This is a genomic window from Amycolatopsis sp. Poz14 (genome assembly GCF_006704225.1).
Classification (GTDB): domain Bacteria; phylum Actinomycetota; class Actinomycetes; order Mycobacteriales; family Pseudonocardiaceae; genus Amycolatopsis; species Amycolatopsis nivea.
The window spans coordinates 8147094-8162709 of the sequence record NZ_JACLHD010000001.1 but is presented as its reverse complement, the minus strand read 5'-3'; the positions used below and the strand labels follow the sequence as shown (position 1 = coordinate 8162709).

At 71.0% G+C, this 15616-nt stretch carries 17 protein-coding genes; 11 read left to right on the top strand and 6 right to left on the bottom strand.

What is annotated here, in order from left to right; all coding sequences use genetic code 11:
• Positions 1 to 53 precede the first annotated feature (53 nt).
• From FKO37_RS37850 to FKO37_RS37840, 3 genes are read right to left on the bottom strand one after another with little or no spacing between them, the layout of a single operon-like run.
• Positions 54 to 995 carry a methylenetetrahydrofolate reductase gene (locus tag FKO37_RS37850; protein ID WP_238607587.1) on the bottom strand — a complete coding sequence of 314 codons (942 nt, stop codon included), beginning with the start codon at positions 993 to 995 and terminating at the stop codon, positions 54 to 56.
• A gap of 23 nt (positions 996 to 1018) precedes the next feature.
• Positions 1019 to 2164 carry a GDSL-type esterase/lipase family protein gene (locus FKO37_RS37845; protein ID WP_238607586.1) on the bottom strand — a complete coding sequence of 382 codons (1146 nt, stop codon included), beginning with the start codon at positions 2162 to 2164 and terminating at the stop codon, positions 1019 to 1021.
• A gap of 44 nt (positions 2165 to 2208) precedes the next feature.
• Complete coding sequence (locus FKO37_RS37840) at positions 2209 to 2691, bottom strand: hypothetical protein (protein ID WP_238607585.1); 483 nt, start codon at positions 2689 to 2691, stop codon at positions 2209 to 2211.
• A 71-nt stretch (positions 2692 to 2762) separates the two neighbouring features.
• Between FKO37_RS37840 and FKO37_RS37835 the strand changes: the two genes are divergently transcribed.
• From FKO37_RS37835 to FKO37_RS37825, 3 genes are all read left to right on the top strand, one after another.
• Positions 2763 to 4001, top strand: a complete 1239-nt coding sequence (locus FKO37_RS37835) for an aminotransferase class I/II-fold pyridoxal phosphate-dependent enzyme (protein WP_043829104.1) — start codon at positions 2763 to 2765, stop codon at positions 3999 to 4001.
• Between the two features lie 334 nt (positions 4002 to 4335).
• On the top strand, positions 4336 to 5430 hold the full coding sequence (locus tag FKO37_RS37830; RefSeq protein ID WP_238607584.1) for an FAD-dependent monooxygenase: 1095 nt from the start codon (positions 4336 to 4338) through the stop codon (positions 5428 to 5430).
• Positions 5431 to 5457: 27 nt separating this feature from the next.
• On the top strand, positions 5458 to 5916 hold the full coding sequence (locus FKO37_RS37825) for a YbjQ family protein (protein WP_037809835.1): 459 nt from the start codon (positions 5458 to 5460) through the stop codon (positions 5914 to 5916).
• Positions 5917 to 5992: 76 nt separating this feature from the next.
• Here FKO37_RS37825 and FKO37_RS37820 read toward each other — a convergent pair whose 3' ends face one another.
• Positions 5993 to 7789 carry a long-chain fatty acid--CoA ligase gene (locus tag FKO37_RS37820; protein WP_238607583.1) on the bottom strand — a complete coding sequence of 599 codons (1797 nt, stop codon included), beginning with the start codon at positions 7787 to 7789 and terminating at the stop codon, positions 5993 to 5995.
• A 112-nt stretch (positions 7790 to 7901) separates the two neighbouring features.
• On the opposite strand from FKO37_RS37820, the gene FKO37_RS37815 reads away from it, so the two are divergent.
• The 7 genes from FKO37_RS37815 (at position 7902) to FKO37_RS37785 (ending at position 13139) form a co-directional block, all read left to right on the top strand.
• Positions 7902 to 8312, top strand: coding sequence for a hypothetical protein (locus tag FKO37_RS37815; RefSeq protein ID WP_037809839.1), 411 nt, complete (start codon positions 7902 to 7904; stop codon positions 8310 to 8312).
• A 9-nt stretch (positions 8313 to 8321) separates the two neighbouring features.
• A complete protein-coding gene (locus FKO37_RS37810; protein WP_037809840.1) occupies positions 8322 to 9116 on the top strand; it encodes a metallophosphoesterase in 795 nt (264 codons plus the stop codon).
• A 27-nt stretch (positions 9117 to 9143) separates the two neighbouring features.
• Positions 9144 to 9581 carry an SRPBCC family protein gene (locus tag FKO37_RS37805; protein WP_037809841.1) on the top strand — a complete coding sequence of 146 codons (438 nt, stop codon included), beginning with the start codon at positions 9144 to 9146 and terminating at the stop codon, positions 9579 to 9581.
• Complete coding sequence (locus tag FKO37_RS37800) at positions 9582 to 10739, top strand: ArsA family ATPase (RefSeq protein WP_037809842.1); 1158 nt, start codon at positions 9582 to 9584, stop codon at positions 10737 to 10739.
• A complete protein-coding gene (locus tag FKO37_RS37795; protein WP_238607582.1) occupies positions 10736 to 11212 on the top strand; it encodes a hypothetical protein in 477 nt (158 codons plus the stop codon). The genes FKO37_RS37800 and FKO37_RS37795 overlap by 4 nt, the downstream gene beginning before the upstream one ends.
• Positions 11213 to 11227: 15 nt before the next feature.
• A complete protein-coding gene (locus FKO37_RS37790; RefSeq protein WP_037810117.1) occupies positions 11228 to 12154 on the top strand; it encodes an ROK family protein in 927 nt (308 codons plus the stop codon).
• 115 nt (positions 12155 to 12269) lie between these two features.
• Positions 12270 to 13139 (top strand): NUDIX domain-containing protein, encoded by an 870-nt coding sequence (locus tag FKO37_RS37785; RefSeq protein WP_238607581.1) that lies wholly within the window; start codon positions 12270 to 12272, stop codon positions 13137 to 13139.
• A 560-nt stretch (positions 13140 to 13699) separates the two neighbouring features.
• Here the strand turns inward: FKO37_RS37785 and FKO37_RS37780 are convergent.
• Positions 13700 to 14488, bottom strand: coding sequence for an oxidoreductase (locus FKO37_RS37780; RefSeq protein WP_238607580.1), 789 nt, complete (start codon positions 14486 to 14488; stop codon positions 13700 to 13702).
• Positions 14489 to 14596: 108 nt separating this feature from the next.
• On the opposite strand from FKO37_RS37780, the gene FKO37_RS37775 reads away from it, so the two are divergent.
• Positions 14597 to 15163, top strand: a complete 567-nt coding sequence (locus FKO37_RS37775) for a TetR/AcrR family transcriptional regulator (RefSeq protein WP_043829116.1) — start codon at positions 14597 to 14599, stop codon at positions 15161 to 15163.
• Here the strand turns inward: FKO37_RS37775 and FKO37_RS37770 are convergent.
• A complete protein-coding gene (locus FKO37_RS37770) occupies positions 15160 to 15615 on the bottom strand; it encodes a YdeI/OmpD-associated family protein (protein ID WP_043829118.1) in 456 nt (151 codons plus the stop codon). The two genes, FKO37_RS37775 and FKO37_RS37770, sit on opposite strands and share 4 nt — an antisense overlap.
• Between the last annotated feature and the right edge of the window lies 1 nt (position 15616).

The following is a 15616-nucleotide window of genomic DNA, read 5'->3' as shown; positions in this document are numbered from 1 at the left end:
CGAGTTTGCTGCTTTTCCTGGATCAGCAGACGATCTTGCCAGGCGGTGGAAGATCACTGCGTTGGATCCGCTGTAGCGCTGCGGCCGAGCAGCCCGCTCACCTCGCGCGCGAGAGCCACTGACGCCTCGATCTCGACCTTCCGGATGGACACGCTCTCCACGAGGAACCCGAACGGCATCCCGAGCTTGCGGCAGAACGCCGCCAGTTCCCGGGCGTTCGCCAGGCACTGGTCATACGACTCGGCCAGCGTGTCGTCCGCGTGGCGCAGGGAATTCTCCAGCCACCGCGGGACGTGCACGCCGAGCCACTTGAGGAACGCCAGCGTCTTCGCCGAACCGCAGACCGAGAGCGTGAACAGGACCGGTTTCGGGTCGAGGCCCTGCTCTCGGCACGCGTAGAAGTAGTCGGAGACCATGCTCTTCGCCGCGTCGGCGCTGTAGATCACCTGCGAGATGAAGTACGCGCAGCCCGCCTGCTGTTTGGCGATCAGCCGCAGGTGCTCGTCGGGCCGTTCGGTGATCGCGACGCCGCCGAGGAGCAGGTCGGGGCGCACTTCCCGGCGCAACGCCTGTGCCTCGGACAGCCGGGTGTGCACCTCCTTGCCCTTCGACGAAGCCCCGACGAAGACCGACAGCACACGGTCGGCGTCGGCGTTCCGCAGCCAGTCCCGCAGCTCAGCCTCGGGGTACTTGCCGACGCACCGGTAGATGACCGCCGGACGGTCCCACTCGCTGAGATAGTCCGCGTGGTAGCGCACCGGGTCGAGGGTCGGCAGGTAGGGGAACGGCCGCTCCTCGGGGTTGCGGTCGCTCTCGTCGTCGATGTCGTACAGGGCGAGCCCGTCGACGTCGAGGTCGCTCAGCCGTGCCAGGGTGGCGGCGGTGATCTCCCGGATCCGCTCGGGGGTGTTGCTGAGGCGGGGCGGCGTGATGCCGAACAGCAGGACGCCGCGATCGGGGTGGGTCAGCTGTGTCCGGAGAGTGTGGTCCGCCATGGTTCGAAAACTAGCAGCGCACCTCAGCCGGCGAAGGGACCGCCTGGTCCGAACACCTGCTTGGCGAACCGTTCGCCCACGAACCGGTGCGTCGCCGCGTCCGGGTGCAGCGCGTCCGGCAGCGGATGCGCGGCGAAATCCGCTTCCCCGTACAGCGAGAGTCCGTCCACGTAGGACAGTGCCGGATCCTCCCGGTCGCGGACGACCCGTGCCAGTTCCTCCCGGATCACCTTCAGCGTCAGCTTTCCCTCCGCGACGGAGGCGGGATCGCCGGTGGCCTTGAACCGGAGCGTTCCCGTGCTGAAATCCGGCGCTCCCGGACCCGGCGTGTCCTCGTGGATCGGGCACAGCAGCGCGGAAACCACCACCAGCGGCACGTCCGGATGGCCCTCCCGGATCGTGTCCAGGAATCCGTGCACCGCCGGGCCGAAAGCGCGCAACCGCATCAGGTCCGCGTTCACGATGTTGATTCCCAGCTTCACGCTGATCAGATCGGCGGGTGTGTCGCGAAGAGCCCGAGCGGTGAACGGGTCCAGCAGCGCGCTCCCGCTGAAGCCCAGGTTGATCAAATCGACCCCGGCGGCAGCGGCGGCAAGCGCGGGCCATGTCTGCGACGGGCCTGCCGCGCCGGTGCCGTGGCTGACCGAGCTGCCGTGGTGCAGCCAGACGCGCCGGGCGCGCGGCAGCGGAGTGATCGGGGCGGTGGTGCGCAACGCGACCAGCCGGGTGGTTTCGTTGTGCGGCAACCAGATCTCGACGTCCTTGACGCCCGAAGGCAGGTCGGAGAACCGGACCGTGCCGGGCGGGCCGGGGCGGGTTTCGCCCTCGCCGCTCATCATGTCGAGGATCAGGTCGTCGCCGCCGGAGACGGTCGCGGAACCTGCCGGACGCCCGTTCAGCACCAGGTCGTAGAGGCCGTCCGGCAACGGCGGCACGCCCACGTAGCCGACCTTCGTGCGGTGGGTGTCCAGTTCGATCGCCGTCGACTCGGTGCGGAACGCCAGGCGCACGCCGGACGGCTGGGTCTCCGCCATCGCGAGCCTGCTGTCGGTGTTCTGCGCCCGCGCCCGCGCGGTCAGCCGGTGCGGCAGCAAGCCCTGCGGCGTGCGTTCCAGCTCGAGTGCACCGCGCACGAACTCTTCGCCGATCTCGGTGGTGATCCACTGCATGCCGCCGAGTCTGCCGTCCGCGGCCCCTCGCCGCCAACGGGATATCAGCCGTCCCAGACCCCGGGGCCCGCGCGCAGCACCGCGACCGGGGCGGCCCCGGCGGACGGCCACAGGTCCAGCACGTACCGGAAATGCTCGCCGAACTCGTGGTCGTGCCATTCCGCGTCCGGCGGGCCGCTCTCCACATAGGACACTCGGACCCGGTACCGCCCGGGCGGGACTGCGATCCGGTGTTCCTGGCGGGCGTAGTCGGCGGGGCCGGCGAGCGTCGCCACGCCGCCGGGGACGTCGAGATCGGCTTCCACCACGTGGGACGCGTCCGGCAGCACCGGCGGTATCGCTGTGCTCACCGACACATCGACCTCGACCCAGTCGGAGCGCGCGGTCGCCACGGAGAGCGACGACGGCTCTACCGCGACGCGGTGCGCCGACACCGCCTCGTCGGTCCACCCGCCGTCGCCGGGACGCCAGGCGTCCTTGTCCCGCAAGGAGAACTGCCGCTGCTCGGCATGCACCAGGTACCGCACGGGCCCCACGCTAGCCCACGAGAGCCGGGGGTCACCCGAACTGGCTTGCGCTCGCGGTTTAGCGTGGTGGTATGACCACAGCTCCTGTCGATGTCGACACTGCCCGTCGCGACTACACCGCGCTGGTCGAGCGCGGACTGTCCCTGGACATCACCCGCGGCAAGCCGTCGCCCCGGCAGCTCGACCTCTCCGCGGATCTCCTGACGCTGCCGAACGGCCAGTACAAGGCCGAGGACGGCACCGACACCCGCAACTACGGCGGGCTCAAGGGGCTGCCGGAGCTGCGCCGCATCTTCGCCGGCGCGCTGCAGGTGCCGGTCGAGCAGCTGTTCGCCGCGGGCAACTCGAGCCTGGAGCTGATGCACGACACGATCGCGCAGGCGATGCTCAGCACCCTGCCGGGCGCGCCGCGCCGCTGGGCCGACGAGCCCCGGATCGCGATGCTGTGCCCGGTGCCCGGCTACGACCGGCACTTCGCGCTCGCCGAGCGGTTCGGCATCGAACTGGTCCCGGTGCCGATGACCGAGACCGGCCCGGACATGGACGTCGTCGAGCGGCTGGTCGCCGAGGACGCCGCGGTCAAGGGCATCTGGTGCGTGCCGAAGTACTCCAACCCGACCGGCGTCACCTTCAGCGCCGAGGTCGCGGGCCGGCTCGCCGCGATGCCCACCGCCGCGCCGGACTTCCGGATCGTCTGGGACAACGCCTACGCGGTCCACCACCTCACCGAGGACGAGCCGGAGCTGGCCGACATCCTCGCGCTCTGCGCCGAGGCCGGGAACCCGGACCGCGCGTTCGTGTTCGGCTCCACTTCGAAGATCACCTTCGCCGGGGCGGGCGTCGGCTTCTTCGGCGCGTCCGAGGCGAACCTCGCCTGGTGGCAGAGCGTGCTGAGCAAGCGCACCATCGGCCCGGACAAGGTCAACCAGCTGCGCCACGCGCTGTTCCTCAAGGACGCCGACGGCGTCCGCGCGCTCATGCGCAAGCACGCCGAGCTGATCGCGCCCAAGTTCGCCGCCGTCGAGCGCATCCTCACCGAGGAGCTGAGCGACCTGGCGACCTGGACCAAGCCGACCGGCGGGTACTTCGTCTCGCTGACCGTGCCCGAGGGCACCGCGAAGGAGGTCGTGCGGCTGGCCAAGGAGGCGGGCGTCGCGCTGACCCCGGCCGGGGCCACCCACCCGCACGGCGACGACCCGGCCGACGCGGTCATCCGCATCGCGCCGACCTTCCCCGAGCTGGCCGAGGTGGAGGAGGCCGTTCGCGCCCTCGCCGTCTGCGTGCGGCTCGCGGTCGCGCAGCGCGCCTGATCTTCGCTGGTCGCAAGCCGCGCGCGAAATGCGTCTTCAGGTCTGAGGGGATCTGATTCCCCTGCCAGGGACTTGGCCCGGGCGGTCCCGGCATGGTGACCGTCCACAAAGGACGCAAACAGGCGGCGAAATGACCGGTTTCCTACCCGAGTGACCGTTTCTGCTGGTCTGTGCGGGTCTCCCTGAGGGAATCTGATTCCCTCAGGGAGACCCTCACCGACGGCAAAACCTCGCCCCAGCGGCTCGCGGTCGCGCAGCGCGCCTGAGCTTCGCTGGTTCCGTGCCGCCGCCACCCGCTACGGTGGCGGCGGCACGGTCGTTTCCAGGGGGCACGATGCGGGTTTTGATCGCAGGCGGCGGAGTCGCGGGCACGGTCACGGCGATGGCGCTGCAACGCGCCGGGCACGAGCCGGTCGTGTACGAGGCGCATCCCAGCGGGGGAGCGGACGCGGGCGCGTTCCTCGTCGTCATGCACAACGGCATGAACGCGTTGCGCGCGATCGACGCCGACACCCCGGTGATCGAGGCGTCCTTCCCCTCGACCGGCATGGAACTCGTCGGCCCGGACGGAACCACTCTCGGCGCGCACGAGTTCGACCGCGAACTCGACGGCCCGCGCACCCTCACCCGCGCCGCGCTTTACCGTGCGCTGCAACAGGAAGCGGAACGCCGCGGCGTCGAAATCGTCCACGGCAAGCGCTTGGTTTCCGCGACCGACGGCGTCACCGCGACTTTCCAGGACGGCACCACCGCGTCCGGCGATGTGCTCGTCGGCGCGGACGGGCTGCATTCCGTCGTCCGCACGCTCATCGACCCGCAGGCCGAGCCGCCGCGCTTCACCGGCCTCACCGTGGTCTACGGCTACACCCGCGCTGAAGGACTTCCTGCCGCGCAGGGCAGCTACCGGATGTTCCGCGGCAGCCGCGCCGCGTTCGGCTACACCACCGACCCGGACGGCGCGACGTTCTGGTTCGCCCGCGTCCCCGACTCCGAACGTTCGCGCGCCGAGATCGCCGCCGTCACCCCGGAAGGCTGGCGTGAGTTCACCCACGCCGCGTTCGCGGACGACCCGTTGCCGTGCGCCGCGATCGTGGCCGCGACCGGCGACGACGTGCACGGCGGCCATTCCTACGACCTGCCGACCACCCGCGTCTGGTCGACGCCGTCGATGGTGCTGGCCGGCGATGCCGCGCACGCGGCGTCCCCCGCAGCGGGACAGGGCGCGTCGATGGCGCTGGAAGACGCGGTGGTGCTCGGCCAGTGCCTGCGCGATCTGCCGGACGCGTCCGCGGCGTTCGCGGCCTACGACCGGCTGCGCCGCGCCCGGGTCGAGAAGCTCGTGGCGGCCAGCGCGGGCCAGGACGTCGGCGAGGAACGAGGCTGGGCATATCGGCATCATCTGGACTGGACCGCGCGAATCACAGCGTGAGCGGCCCGCCGACGATACGATCCGCGCATGACTCAAGCCGCGCCACCGCAGCAGTTCCCGATCCTGCTGTCGACCATGAACGATCTGCCCGGGTACCGCGTCGTCCGCGTGTTCGGCGAGGTCTTCGGGCTCACCGTCCGCAGCCGCAACATGTTCTCCAACATCGGTTCCGGGTTCAAGGCGATGGGAGGCGGCGAGCTCAAGGGCCTCACCAAGCTGCTGTCCGACTCGCGCCACGAAGCTCTTTTCCGGCTGTGCCAGGAGGCCATGCAGCACGGGGCCAACGCCGTGCTCGCGCTGCGCTTCGACTGCAACGAGATCGCCGGCACGGCCAGTGAGATCGCCGCCTACGGCACCGCGGTGTACGTGGTCCCGGACGGCACTCAGCAGCAACAGCCGCCGCAGCAACAGCAGCAGGCCGCCCCGCAGCAGCAGTACGCGCAGGCGCCGCAGCAGCAGTACCAGGCTCAGCCGCCGCAGGCCTGACTCCCGCAGTCTGGGCGACAGACGGAAAACGGGCCCGCGCCGGCGATCGGCGCGGGCCCGTTTTCGCGGGACCGGGTCACTTCCGGTACAGCGCCTCGATGTCGGAGGCGTAGTTCTTGTTCACCACGTTCCGCTTCAGCTTCAGGCTCGGTGTGATCTCGCCGCCGGCTTCGGTGAAGTCGTTCGCCAGCACGGTGAACTTCTTGATCGACTCCGCGTGCGACACCTGCTTGTTCGCCTCGTCGACCGCCGCCTGGATCTCCGCGCGCAGGTCCGCGTCCTCGGCCAGTTCCGACACCGTCGCCGCTTCCGGCTTGCCGTGCTGGGACTTCCAGGCCGGGAAGTACTCCTCGTCGATCGTCACCAGCGCGGCGATGAACGGCCGCTGGTCGCCGACCACCATCACCTGGCTCACCAGCGGCGAGGCCTTGATGGTGTCCTCGAGACCGGACGGGGCGACGTTCTTGCCGCCCGCCGTCACGATGATCTCCTTCTTGCGGCCGGTGATCTTGAGGAAGCCTTCCGCGTCGAGTTCGCCGAGGTCGCCGGTGTGGAACCAGCCGTCGGTGAGGGCTTCCGCGCTCGCCTCCGGGTTGTTGTAGTACCGGCCGAACACGACGTCGCCCTTGAGCAGGACCTCGCCGTCCTCCGCGATGCGCACCGAGGTGCCCGCGACCGGACGCCCGACGGTGCCGACGCGGAACGCCGCGCTGGTGTTCACGTTCGCCGCGGCCGACGTTTCGGTGAGGCCGTAGCCCTCGAACACCGGCACGCCGATGCCGCGGAAGAAGTGCGCCAGCCGCGCGCCCAGCGGGGCCCCGCCGGACACCGCGGCGATGCAGCGGCCGCCCAAAGCGGCGCGGAGCTTGCCGTACACCAGCTTGTCGAACACCAGGTGCTTCGCGCGCAGACCCAGTCCGGCGCCGCCCTTTTCCTGCGCCTCGCTGTACGCGACCGCGGTGGCCTCGGCGGCGTCGAAGATCTTGCCCTTGCCGTCGGCGTGCGCCTTCTGCTTGGCGGTGTTGTAGACCTTCTCGAACACGCGCGGCACGGCGACCACGAACGTCGGCCGGAACGTGCCGAGGTCCGGGACCAGGTTCTTCACGTCCGGCGTGTGGCCGAGGGTGACCCGGGCGGTGAGCGCGGTGATGGCGATCGCGCGGGCGAGGATGTGCGCGAGAGGCAGGAAGCACAGCAGCGAGTTGCCCTGCTCCATCAGCTCCGGGAAGGCCTCGATGTCCGCGCGGATCTCGGCGAGCAGGTTCCGGTGGGTCAGCTCGACGCCCTTGGGCCGCCCGGTGGTGCCCGAGGTGTAGACGATGGTGGCCGTCTCGTTCGCGGTCACGCCGCGGCGGCGGGTGTGCAGGTCCTCGTCGGAGACCTCGGCGCCCAGCGCGGTCAGCTCGTCGACCGCGGGGGAGTCGCCCTCGATCTGCCAGATGTTCTCGAGCGCGCTGAGCCGCCCGCTGATCTCGTCGACCGCCTTGCGGTGCGCGCCGGTCTCCACGACGACGGCCTTGGCCGCCGAGTCGGAAAGGATCCAGTACACCTGTTCGGGCGACGAGGTCTCGTAGATCGGGACCGTGACCGCGCCCGCGGCCCAGATCGCGAAGTCGACCAGAGTCCACTCGTAGCGGGTCTTGGACATCAGCGCGACGCGGTCGCCGTGCCCGACGCCCGCCGCGATCAGGCCCTTGGCCACGGCCGCGACCTGGTCGGCGAAGTCCTTCGCGGTGACGTCCAGCCAGGTGCCCTCGACCTGCCTCCGGAAGCTGACCACGTCGGAGAACCGCTCCGCGTTCGCCCAGACGACATCGGCCAGGTTCTCGTCGTCGGTCACCGGTTTCCCGGCGGGGGCGCTGTATTCGCGCACGTGGACCTCCGTGTTCGACGCGTGCGGTTACCCGCCAGTCAACTTAGCGTGCCGTAGACCTTAAGACCATGCTGGCACGGGGCGCGCGGCGAGGTCGTGACATCGTGTCCGGGTGCACGAACCGCCAGCTCTCGATCTTGTCGACGAGACCTTCCTCGTCGTGCCCCCGTCGACCGTCGCGGCCGCCTTCGCCGACCCGCGTTCGTGGCGGCGCTACTGGCCCGACCTGGAGTTGCAGGTCTACACCGACCGGGGGGACAAGGGCCTGCGCTGGACCGTCACGGGCGCCTTGATCGGTACCATGGAGGTCTGGCTGGAACCTGTTCTCGACGGCACGGTGCTGCACTACTTCCTGCGGGCCACGCCTGCCGGTCCCGGCGGCGTCCCGCGCGAGCTGAGCCCGCGCGAACTGCGCCGCGAATTCGACCGGCGGGCGCGCGCGGCGAAGGACGTGGCGCTGGGGTTGAAGGAGATCCTCGAGGACGGGCGCGAGCCGGGGATTCCGCCCCGGCCCGTCGAGTAGGAGGCTCTTGTGCGGGTTCACGTCGTTTCGGACGTGCACGGCAACGCCGACGCGCTGAAACGGGCGGGGGACGGGGCGGACGCGCTGGTCGTGCTGGGCGACCTGCTCGACTTCGTCGACTACCACGACCACGACAAAGGCATCATGGGCGTGCTGTTCGGCGCGGAGAAGGTCGGCGAGTTCGCCCGCCTGCGCCGCGAAGGCACCAGGGACGAGACGGTCGCCTATTCGCGCACGCTGTGGGCCACCCTGGACGACCCGGCCGCCGCGGTCGACGAAGCGGTCCGCGAGCAGTACTCCACGTTGTTCGCGTCGATGACCGCGCCGACGTACGCGATCCCCGGCAACGTCGACGCGCCTTCGGCGTGGCCGGAGTTCGCCGGCGAGGGCGTCCACCTGGTCGACGGCGAGGTCGTCAGCATCGGCGGGCTGCGGTTCGGCTTCGCGGGCGGCGCGGTGCTGCCGGACGGCGTGCTCCCGCGTCCGCGCAAGGGCGCGGCGTGGCGACCGTACCTGCGGGCGCGCGAGGAGTTCGACGCGGCGGTTTCGCTGCTGGACGAGGTCGACGTGCTGTGCACGCACATCCCTCCCGCGGTGCCCGAACTGACCTACGACGTGGTCGCGCGCCGCGCCGAACTCGGTTCGAAGGCGCTGCTGGACCTGATCCGGCGGCAGCGTCCGCGCTGGTCGGTGTTCGGGCACGTGCACCAGCCGCTGGCCGTGCGGCGCCGGGTCGGGCACACCGAGTGCCGTAACGTGGGTCACTTCAAGGAGACCGGGCAGCCCTACGTGCTGCGCTGGTGACGGTGCGGTCCGGCTACGCTTCGTCCCATGGCCGAGCAGTCCACGCAGTCCATCGAGGTCGACGCCGAGCCCGCGCGGGTCATGTCGGTGATCTCCGATTTCCCCGCGTACCCGGAGTGGGCCAAGGCGGTCCGCGAGACCGAGGTGCTCGCGACCGACGACGCGGGCCGGGCGAAACAGGTGAAGCTCACCCTCGACGCCGGGCCGATCAAGGACGTGTACACGCTCGAATACGACTGGGACGATTCCGGTCTCGGCGTCAGCTGGCACCTGGTCAAGGGCCAGATGCAGAAGGCGCAGAACGGCCGGTACGCGCTCGAGCCGCTCGGCGGCGGGCGCACCCGCGTCACCTACACGCTGTCGGTCGAGCTGGCGCTGCCGATGATCGGGCTGCTGCGGCGCAAGGCGGAGAAGATGGTCATGGACACCGCGCTCAAGGAGCTCAAGCGCAGGGCTGAGGGCTAGATGCGCATCCTGCTGTTCACCGGCAAGGGGGGTGTCGGGAAAACGACGCTCGCCGCGGCTACCGCTGCCGCGCTCGCCGGCCGCGGCAGGAAGACGCTGGTCGTGTCCACCGACCCGGCGCATTCGCTCGGCGACGCGTTCGGCACGCCGCTCGGCGCCGAACCCTCCGAAGTGGACCTCCGCCGCGACGGCACGCCGGCCGGTCTCTGGGCGGCGCAGGTCGACTCGCGCGCGTTGGCCGACCGCACCTGGCACGAACTGCGCGGCGAACTGCGGAAAGTGCTGGCCGGAGCCGGTCTGGACGTGCTGGACGCGGAAGAGCTGACCGTGCTGCCCGGCGTCGACGAACTGCTCGCGCTGAGCGAGGTGCGGCGGCTGGCGTCGCAGGGGCCGTGGGACACCGTGGTGGTCGACTGCGGTCCGACCGCTGAAACGCTGCGCTTGCTTTCGCTGCCGGAAGCCGTGTCGGGCTACTTGGGCCGGGTGTTCGGCAACCGGCGCGTCGCGGCTTCGGTGCGTCGGCTCGGCGCGCATCTCGACGCGCTGCGCGAACTGCTCACCGACCCGCGCGTGACCACCGTGCGGCTGGTTCTGACGCCGGAACGAGTGGTGGTCGCCGAGGCGCGGCGCACGCTGACGTCGCTGGCGCTGCGCGGCATCGCGGTCGACGGCCTGATCGCCAACCGGCTCATGCCCGCGCCCGGATTCTGGCGCGGATCGGCGGCGAAATGGCTGCGCACCCGGCGGGACCAGCAGGACGCGGTGCTGGCGGAACTGGCCGAGGCCGGATTCGGCCCCGGCGAGCTGGCCCGCGTCGAGCACCGGGCGAGCGAACCGGTGGGCGCCGAGGCGCTCGCCGAACTGGCCCGCGAACTGTACGGCACCCGGGATCCGTTGTCCGGCAACGGGAAACCGGTCACGCCGCTGCTGTCGGTGGCCGCCGACGGGGACGGTTTCCGGCTGCGGGTCGCGCTCCCGCTGGACCGCGATTCGGCGGTCGACCTCGCCCGCGTCGACGACGACCTGGCGATCACCGTGGACGGGTTCCGCCGCCTGGTCGCCCTGCCCGAGACGCTGCGCCCGTGCCGGATCACCGGCGCGGAATCCGACGCCGACGGCCTGGTGGTCAGCCTGGCCGGGAACCGGGGAGCCGGATGAGCGAAGAACACGGCGACGACCAGGCGGCGGGGTCTTTTTCGGACGGCCTGAAGCTGGCCGAGGAGATCCGGCTGCTGGTCGAGATGGTGATCGAACGGGCCGCGCCCTGGCTGGAAGGCGTCATGGCCGCCGGGCACGGTTCGCCGGAGGAACCGGGCGCGCCGGGCGGGTCCGGTGTGGAGGACAGCACTTCGGGATGCGGGTGGTGCCCGCTGTGTGCGATCGTCGCCGTCGTGCGCGGCGAGCGGCCGGAGTTCGTGGCGAGGGTCCTCGAACAGGCCGCCCAGCTCGTCGCGCTGCTGCGGGCGGTGCTCGCGGACCGGTGGGAGCCGGAGGAGGGCGTGCACATGCCCGGGTTCCGGCCTGTCGCGCATCCGCCCGCGACCGCGGCGTCCTCTTCGGAGGCGGCGTCGCGGGTCCAGCACATCGCCGTCCGCAAGCGCGCGGACTGGCAGCCGGAGCGGGAGAACTGATTGCTGACCGTAGGGGTGGACGTCGGCGGAACCAGCGTGCGCGCCGGCGTCGTGGACGAGCGCGGCTCGCTGCTCGACACGGCGCGCGTCGGGACGCCGAGCGAGGAGAACGCGCTCGAAGACGCCATCGCCGGGGTCGTCGAAGACCTGCGCAACCGGCACGACGTCGCCGCGGTCGGCCTGGCCGTGGCCGGTTTCGTGACCCGCGACCGGCGCTCGGTGATGTTCGCGCCGCATCTCGCCTGGCGCAACGCCCCGGTGGCGGACCGGATCGCGAAGCGCGTCGGCCTCTCGGTGACGCTGGAGCACGACGTCAATTCGGCGGTCGTCGCCGAACACCGCTTCGGCGCCGCCCGCGGTGCGGGGGTGGCCGCGTTGGTCGCGCTGGGCACCGGAATCGGCGCGGGTTTGCTGCTGGACGGCGAGATTTACCGGGGCGCCCACGGGGTCGCGCCGGAACTCGGCCACCTCACGGTGGTGCGCAACGGCCGCGCCTGCCCGTGCGGCAAGTACGGCTGCTGGGAGCGCTACTGCAGCGGCACCGCGCTGGCCGCGACCGCCGTCGAACTGCTCGCCCGGTACCCCGGCCGGTCCACTGTGCTGTCCCGGGAAATCGCCGGCGACCCCGGTTCGGTCACCGGCCGCCGAGTAGCCCGCGCGGCCCGCGACGGCGACCCGATCGCCTTGCGCGCCATGGCGGAACTCGCGAAATGGCTGGGCGAGGGACTGGCCCTGGTGGCGGACGTCTTCGACCCGGAGATCATCGTGATCGGCGGGGGAGTGTCGGAGTCCGCGCCGCTGTTCCTGGACGAGGCCCGGGAGCATTACTCCGGAGCGATCACGGGCGCACGGCACCGTCCGCTGGCCCGGATCCGGACCGCGCACCTGGGCGACGACACGGCGATCGTCGGGGCGGCGGCGTTGGCGATGGACACGTTGTGAGTGCGTACGCCGGTTAGAACCGGCCTAGGCGCGCACGAGGTTCCGCAGGGCGAGGTGTCTCGTGCGGTTCTCGCCGGGATTAACACGCACGACGTTCTGTGGAAGGCTGGGCCGGGTGACGCCGATGACCGCCAACCGCTTCGTGCGGTGCTCCTGCGGCAGGCAGCACTGGGGCGCGTTCGGCGCGGCCGGCTTGTTGTTGTGCGATCCCAGCCGCGGGGTGCTGTTGCAGCAGCGCGCGTCGTGGGTGCACAACGGCGGCACGTGGGCCCTGCCCGGCGGCGCGCTCGAAGTCGGCGAGACCGTGCACGAGGCCGCTGCCCGCGAGGCGTGGGAAGAGGCCGCCATCCCCGCGTCCGCGTTCCGCGCGATGTCTGCCTCGGTGCTGGACCACGGCGAATGGCAGTACACGACGGTCCTCGGCCTGGCCGACAGTGCGCTGCAAGCCCAGGTCGCGAACGAGGAAAGCGCCGAGATGCGCTGGGTCCCGCCGGACGAGGTGGCTGCCCTGGACCTCCACCGAGATTTCGCCGCCGCCTGGCCCGTGCTGCGCGAGCAGTTAGGCCGCGAACTGGTCCTGGTCGTCGACGCGGCGAACGTGATGGGCTCCCGCCCCGACGGCTGGTGGCGCGACCGCCACGGCGCCGCGGAACGACTGCGCGACCAGCTGACCGGTCCGGCCGAACAAGGTCTGCGCGACGCCGTAACCGGAATCGGCGCGGGCCCGGCGTGGTCCTGGTGGCCCCGGGTGGTGCTGGTGGTGGAGGGCAAGGCCAGGGGAGTCGAGCCGATCCCCGGAGTCGAGGTCGTCGCCGCGGAGACGGACGGCGATTCGAAGATCGTCGAGGTGACCGCCGCCGCCCGCCAACGCCCGGACGACCACGTCGTGGTGGTGACGGCCGACCGCGAACTGCGCGGCCGGGTCGGCGATCTCGGCGCGTTGGTGCTCGGACCGGGGACGCTGCTGCGGGAACTGGGCGGCTGAGCGGGGCTCGCTTGGCCGCGGCTGTTGTTTGGTGTGGCTTCGGGGATCACCTCCGTGGTGGTGGTTAGGCGCGAGTCGCGTGGCTGGGTCGGGAAATCCTGCTGCGGGAGCGGCGCTGTGAGCGAACGTCGCGTGGTCTCGGCCGCCGCTCAGCAGCGTTGCGGGGGATCACGCCTGTGGTGGCGGCTGCTCGCGAGCTGCGCGCCCGAGTCGGCGATCTTGCCGCGCGAGCTGAGCGGACGTCGGGCGGATGCGACTGCTGTCCGATGGGGCTTCGGCGGATCACCTCCGTGGTGGTGGTTGGTCGCGAGTCGCGTGGCCGGGTCGGGAATCCTGGTGCGGGAGCGGCATGATCGAGCGAACGCCGCCCGGCCCCGGCCATAGCCCGGCAGCGCTCCGCATGATCACGCCCGTGGCAGCCGATCGTGAATCGCTCGGCAAAGCGCCCTCGCGAGGCATCGAGCAGCTAGCCGAGAGCGGCTACCTTCCGGCTCGTGTCGTGGTGGCGGCGACAAATCGCAAGCAGCCAAGTCAGCCATCCGCCCCGCCAGCGCTAGCCGTCACACGGTCTTCACCGAGCCCGCGTCCACCAGGTGGTCCGTCCCGGTGATGCTCGCAGCCAGCGGCGACGCCAGGTACGCGATCAACGTAGCCACCTCGTCCGGTTCGATCAGGCGTCCGGTCAGCATTCCGGCACCGGCGGGCAGCGCGGCTAGCAGATCCTCCTGCGCCAACCCCATCGACGAAGCCAGCTCGGCACCGTAACTGTCCGGGCCTTCCCACAGCGCGGTGCGCACCGGCCCGGGCGAGACCGTGTTGACTCGCACGCCCTGGGGGCCGAACTCCTCCGCCAATGCCTTCCCGAAAGCGGTCAGCGCGGCTTTCGCGGTGGTGTAAGCGATCGGGCCCGAATGCGGAATCCGCGCGCCGTTCGAGGACACCGTGACGATCGTGCCCCGGCGTTCGATCAGGTGGGGCAATGCGGCTCGGGAAGCCCGGACCGCGGCGAGGAAATTCAGTTCCAGCAGGTCCGTCCACTGCTGGTCCGCGATCGACAGGAAACCGCCGGCCTGTCCGCTGGCGCTGTCGCCGCCGCCGACGTTGTTCACCAGGACGTCCAAGCCGCCGAGTTCCGCGACGGCTTGGTCGATCAACCGTCCGGGACCGTCGGGTGTGGAGAGGTCCACCGAGATCGGCACCGCGCCGGTTTCCTTGAGTTCCGGCGTGATCGTCCGGGCCGCGGCCACCACGCGCATTCCTTCGCCGAGCAGCGCGGAAACCGTGGCCAGGCCGATTCCCCGGCTCGCTCCGGTGACTACCGCGGTCTTGCCGGTCAGCTGCAGGTCCATCGCGAAACCCCCAAAAGTCGTGTCAAAGGCGATGCAGCTAAGCTAGCAGTTGCAACATCAGTGTCGCAACTATGAACCGAGTGGCAACCATGGCGTAAACTGGACAGCATGGAGAAACGGGCCCTGCGCGCGGACTCGGAACGGACGGCCCAGGCGATCCTCGAGGCGGCCGAACGGGTGCTCAGCGACAACCCGGCGGCGACCATGGAGCAGATCGCCGAGGCCGCGGGCGTCTCGCGGACCACGGTGCACCGCCGGTTCGCCAGCCGGGAGGCGCTGGTCGACGCGATGACCCTGTGGGCGACGCAGCAGTTCCACAACGCGCTCGCCAGCGTCCGGCCCGACGTCACGCCGCCGTTGGTCGCGCTTTACCAGGTCACCGCGAAGGTGCTGAGCGTCAAGCTCCGGTGGGGCTTCGCGATGAACGCGCACCCGGCCGAAGAAGGCGTCCTGACCCCGGACGTGCTCGCCCAATGCGACGTCTTCTTCCGGCGGCTGGAGGAGAGCGGCGCGTTGCGGCCCGGCGTCGACCTGGTCTGGGCGCGCCGCGTCTACTGCGCGCTCATCCACGAAGCCGCGCAGGACCAGGACTCGGCCGACCCGGACGCGCTGGCCACCCGCGTCGTCGACACCGTGCTCGGCGGGTTCGGCAAACCCGGCGTCACGATCAGCTAGGGGAGCCCGTCCCCGGCGAGCTCGGCGACGATCTTCGCGATCCGCCGTTCCCGGGTTTCGGCGCGCTTGGCCGAGGTGACCGCTTCAGTCCGTTCCCGTTGGGCGGTAAAGGAAAGCTTGTCGAATGCCGCCCGCGCACCGGGCCTCGCCGCCAGCGCCGAAGCCAGCTCGTCCGGCAGTTCGACGGTCCGCTCGGCGAGGTCGGCTTCGAGCGTGACCTCGACCGTCTCCCCGGCGGCGACCCCGGCCGCCTCCCGGTTCGCCGCGCTGAGCGGCAGCATGAAGTCGCCGGAATAGACCGCGACGGTGCTGCGGTAGGTGTGCGGGCCGATCGTCACCCGCACTTTCGGCCGCCGTCCCTGGCCGAGCGCCTCGACAACGTCGGCCGGGACCCGGAATCCGGTGGCGGTCTTGCCGTTGAGCTCGACAAGCGTGCTGAACGTATGCGACATC

Excerpts from the sequence above, each read along its gene's own strand:
- FKO37_RS37850 (WP_238607587.1), bottom strand. The coding sequence starts at position 995 with ATGGCGGACCACACTCTCCGGACACAGCTGACCCACCCCGATCGCGGC.
- FKO37_RS37845 (WP_238607586.1), bottom strand. The coding sequence starts at position 2,164 with ATGCAGTGGATCACCACCGAGATCGGCGAAGAGTTCGTGCGCGGTGCA.
- FKO37_RS37835 (WP_043829104.1), top strand. The coding sequence starts at position 2,763 with ATGACCACAGCTCCTGTCGATGTCGACACTGCCCGTCGCGACTACACC.
- FKO37_RS37830 (WP_238607584.1), top strand. The coding sequence starts at position 4,336 with ATGCGGGTTTTGATCGCAGGCGGCGGAGTCGCGGGCACGGTCACGGCG.
- FKO37_RS37825 (WP_037809835.1), top strand. The coding sequence starts at position 5,458 with ATGACTCAAGCCGCGCCACCGCAGCAGTTCCCGATCCTGCTGTCGACC.
- FKO37_RS37805 (WP_037809841.1), top strand. The coding sequence starts at position 9,144 with ATGGCCGAGCAGTCCACGCAGTCCATCGAGGTCGACGCCGAGCCCGCG.
- FKO37_RS37800 (WP_037809842.1), top strand. The coding sequence starts at position 9,582 with ATGCGCATCCTGCTGTTCACCGGCAAGGGGGGTGTCGGGAAAACGACG.
- FKO37_RS37795 (WP_238607582.1), top strand. The coding sequence starts at position 10,736 with ATGAGCGAAGAACACGGCGACGACCAGGCGGCGGGGTCTTTTTCGGAC.
- FKO37_RS37780 (WP_238607580.1), bottom strand. The coding sequence starts at position 14,488 with ATGGACCTGCAGCTGACCGGCAAGACCGCGGTAGTCACCGGAGCGAGC.
- FKO37_RS37775 (WP_043829116.1), top strand. The coding sequence starts at position 14,597 with ATGGAGAAACGGGCCCTGCGCGCGGACTCGGAACGGACGGCCCAGGCG.
- FKO37_RS37770 (WP_043829118.1), bottom strand. The coding sequence starts at position 15,615 with ATGTCGCATACGTTCAGCACGCTTGTCGAGCTCAACGGCAAGACCGCC.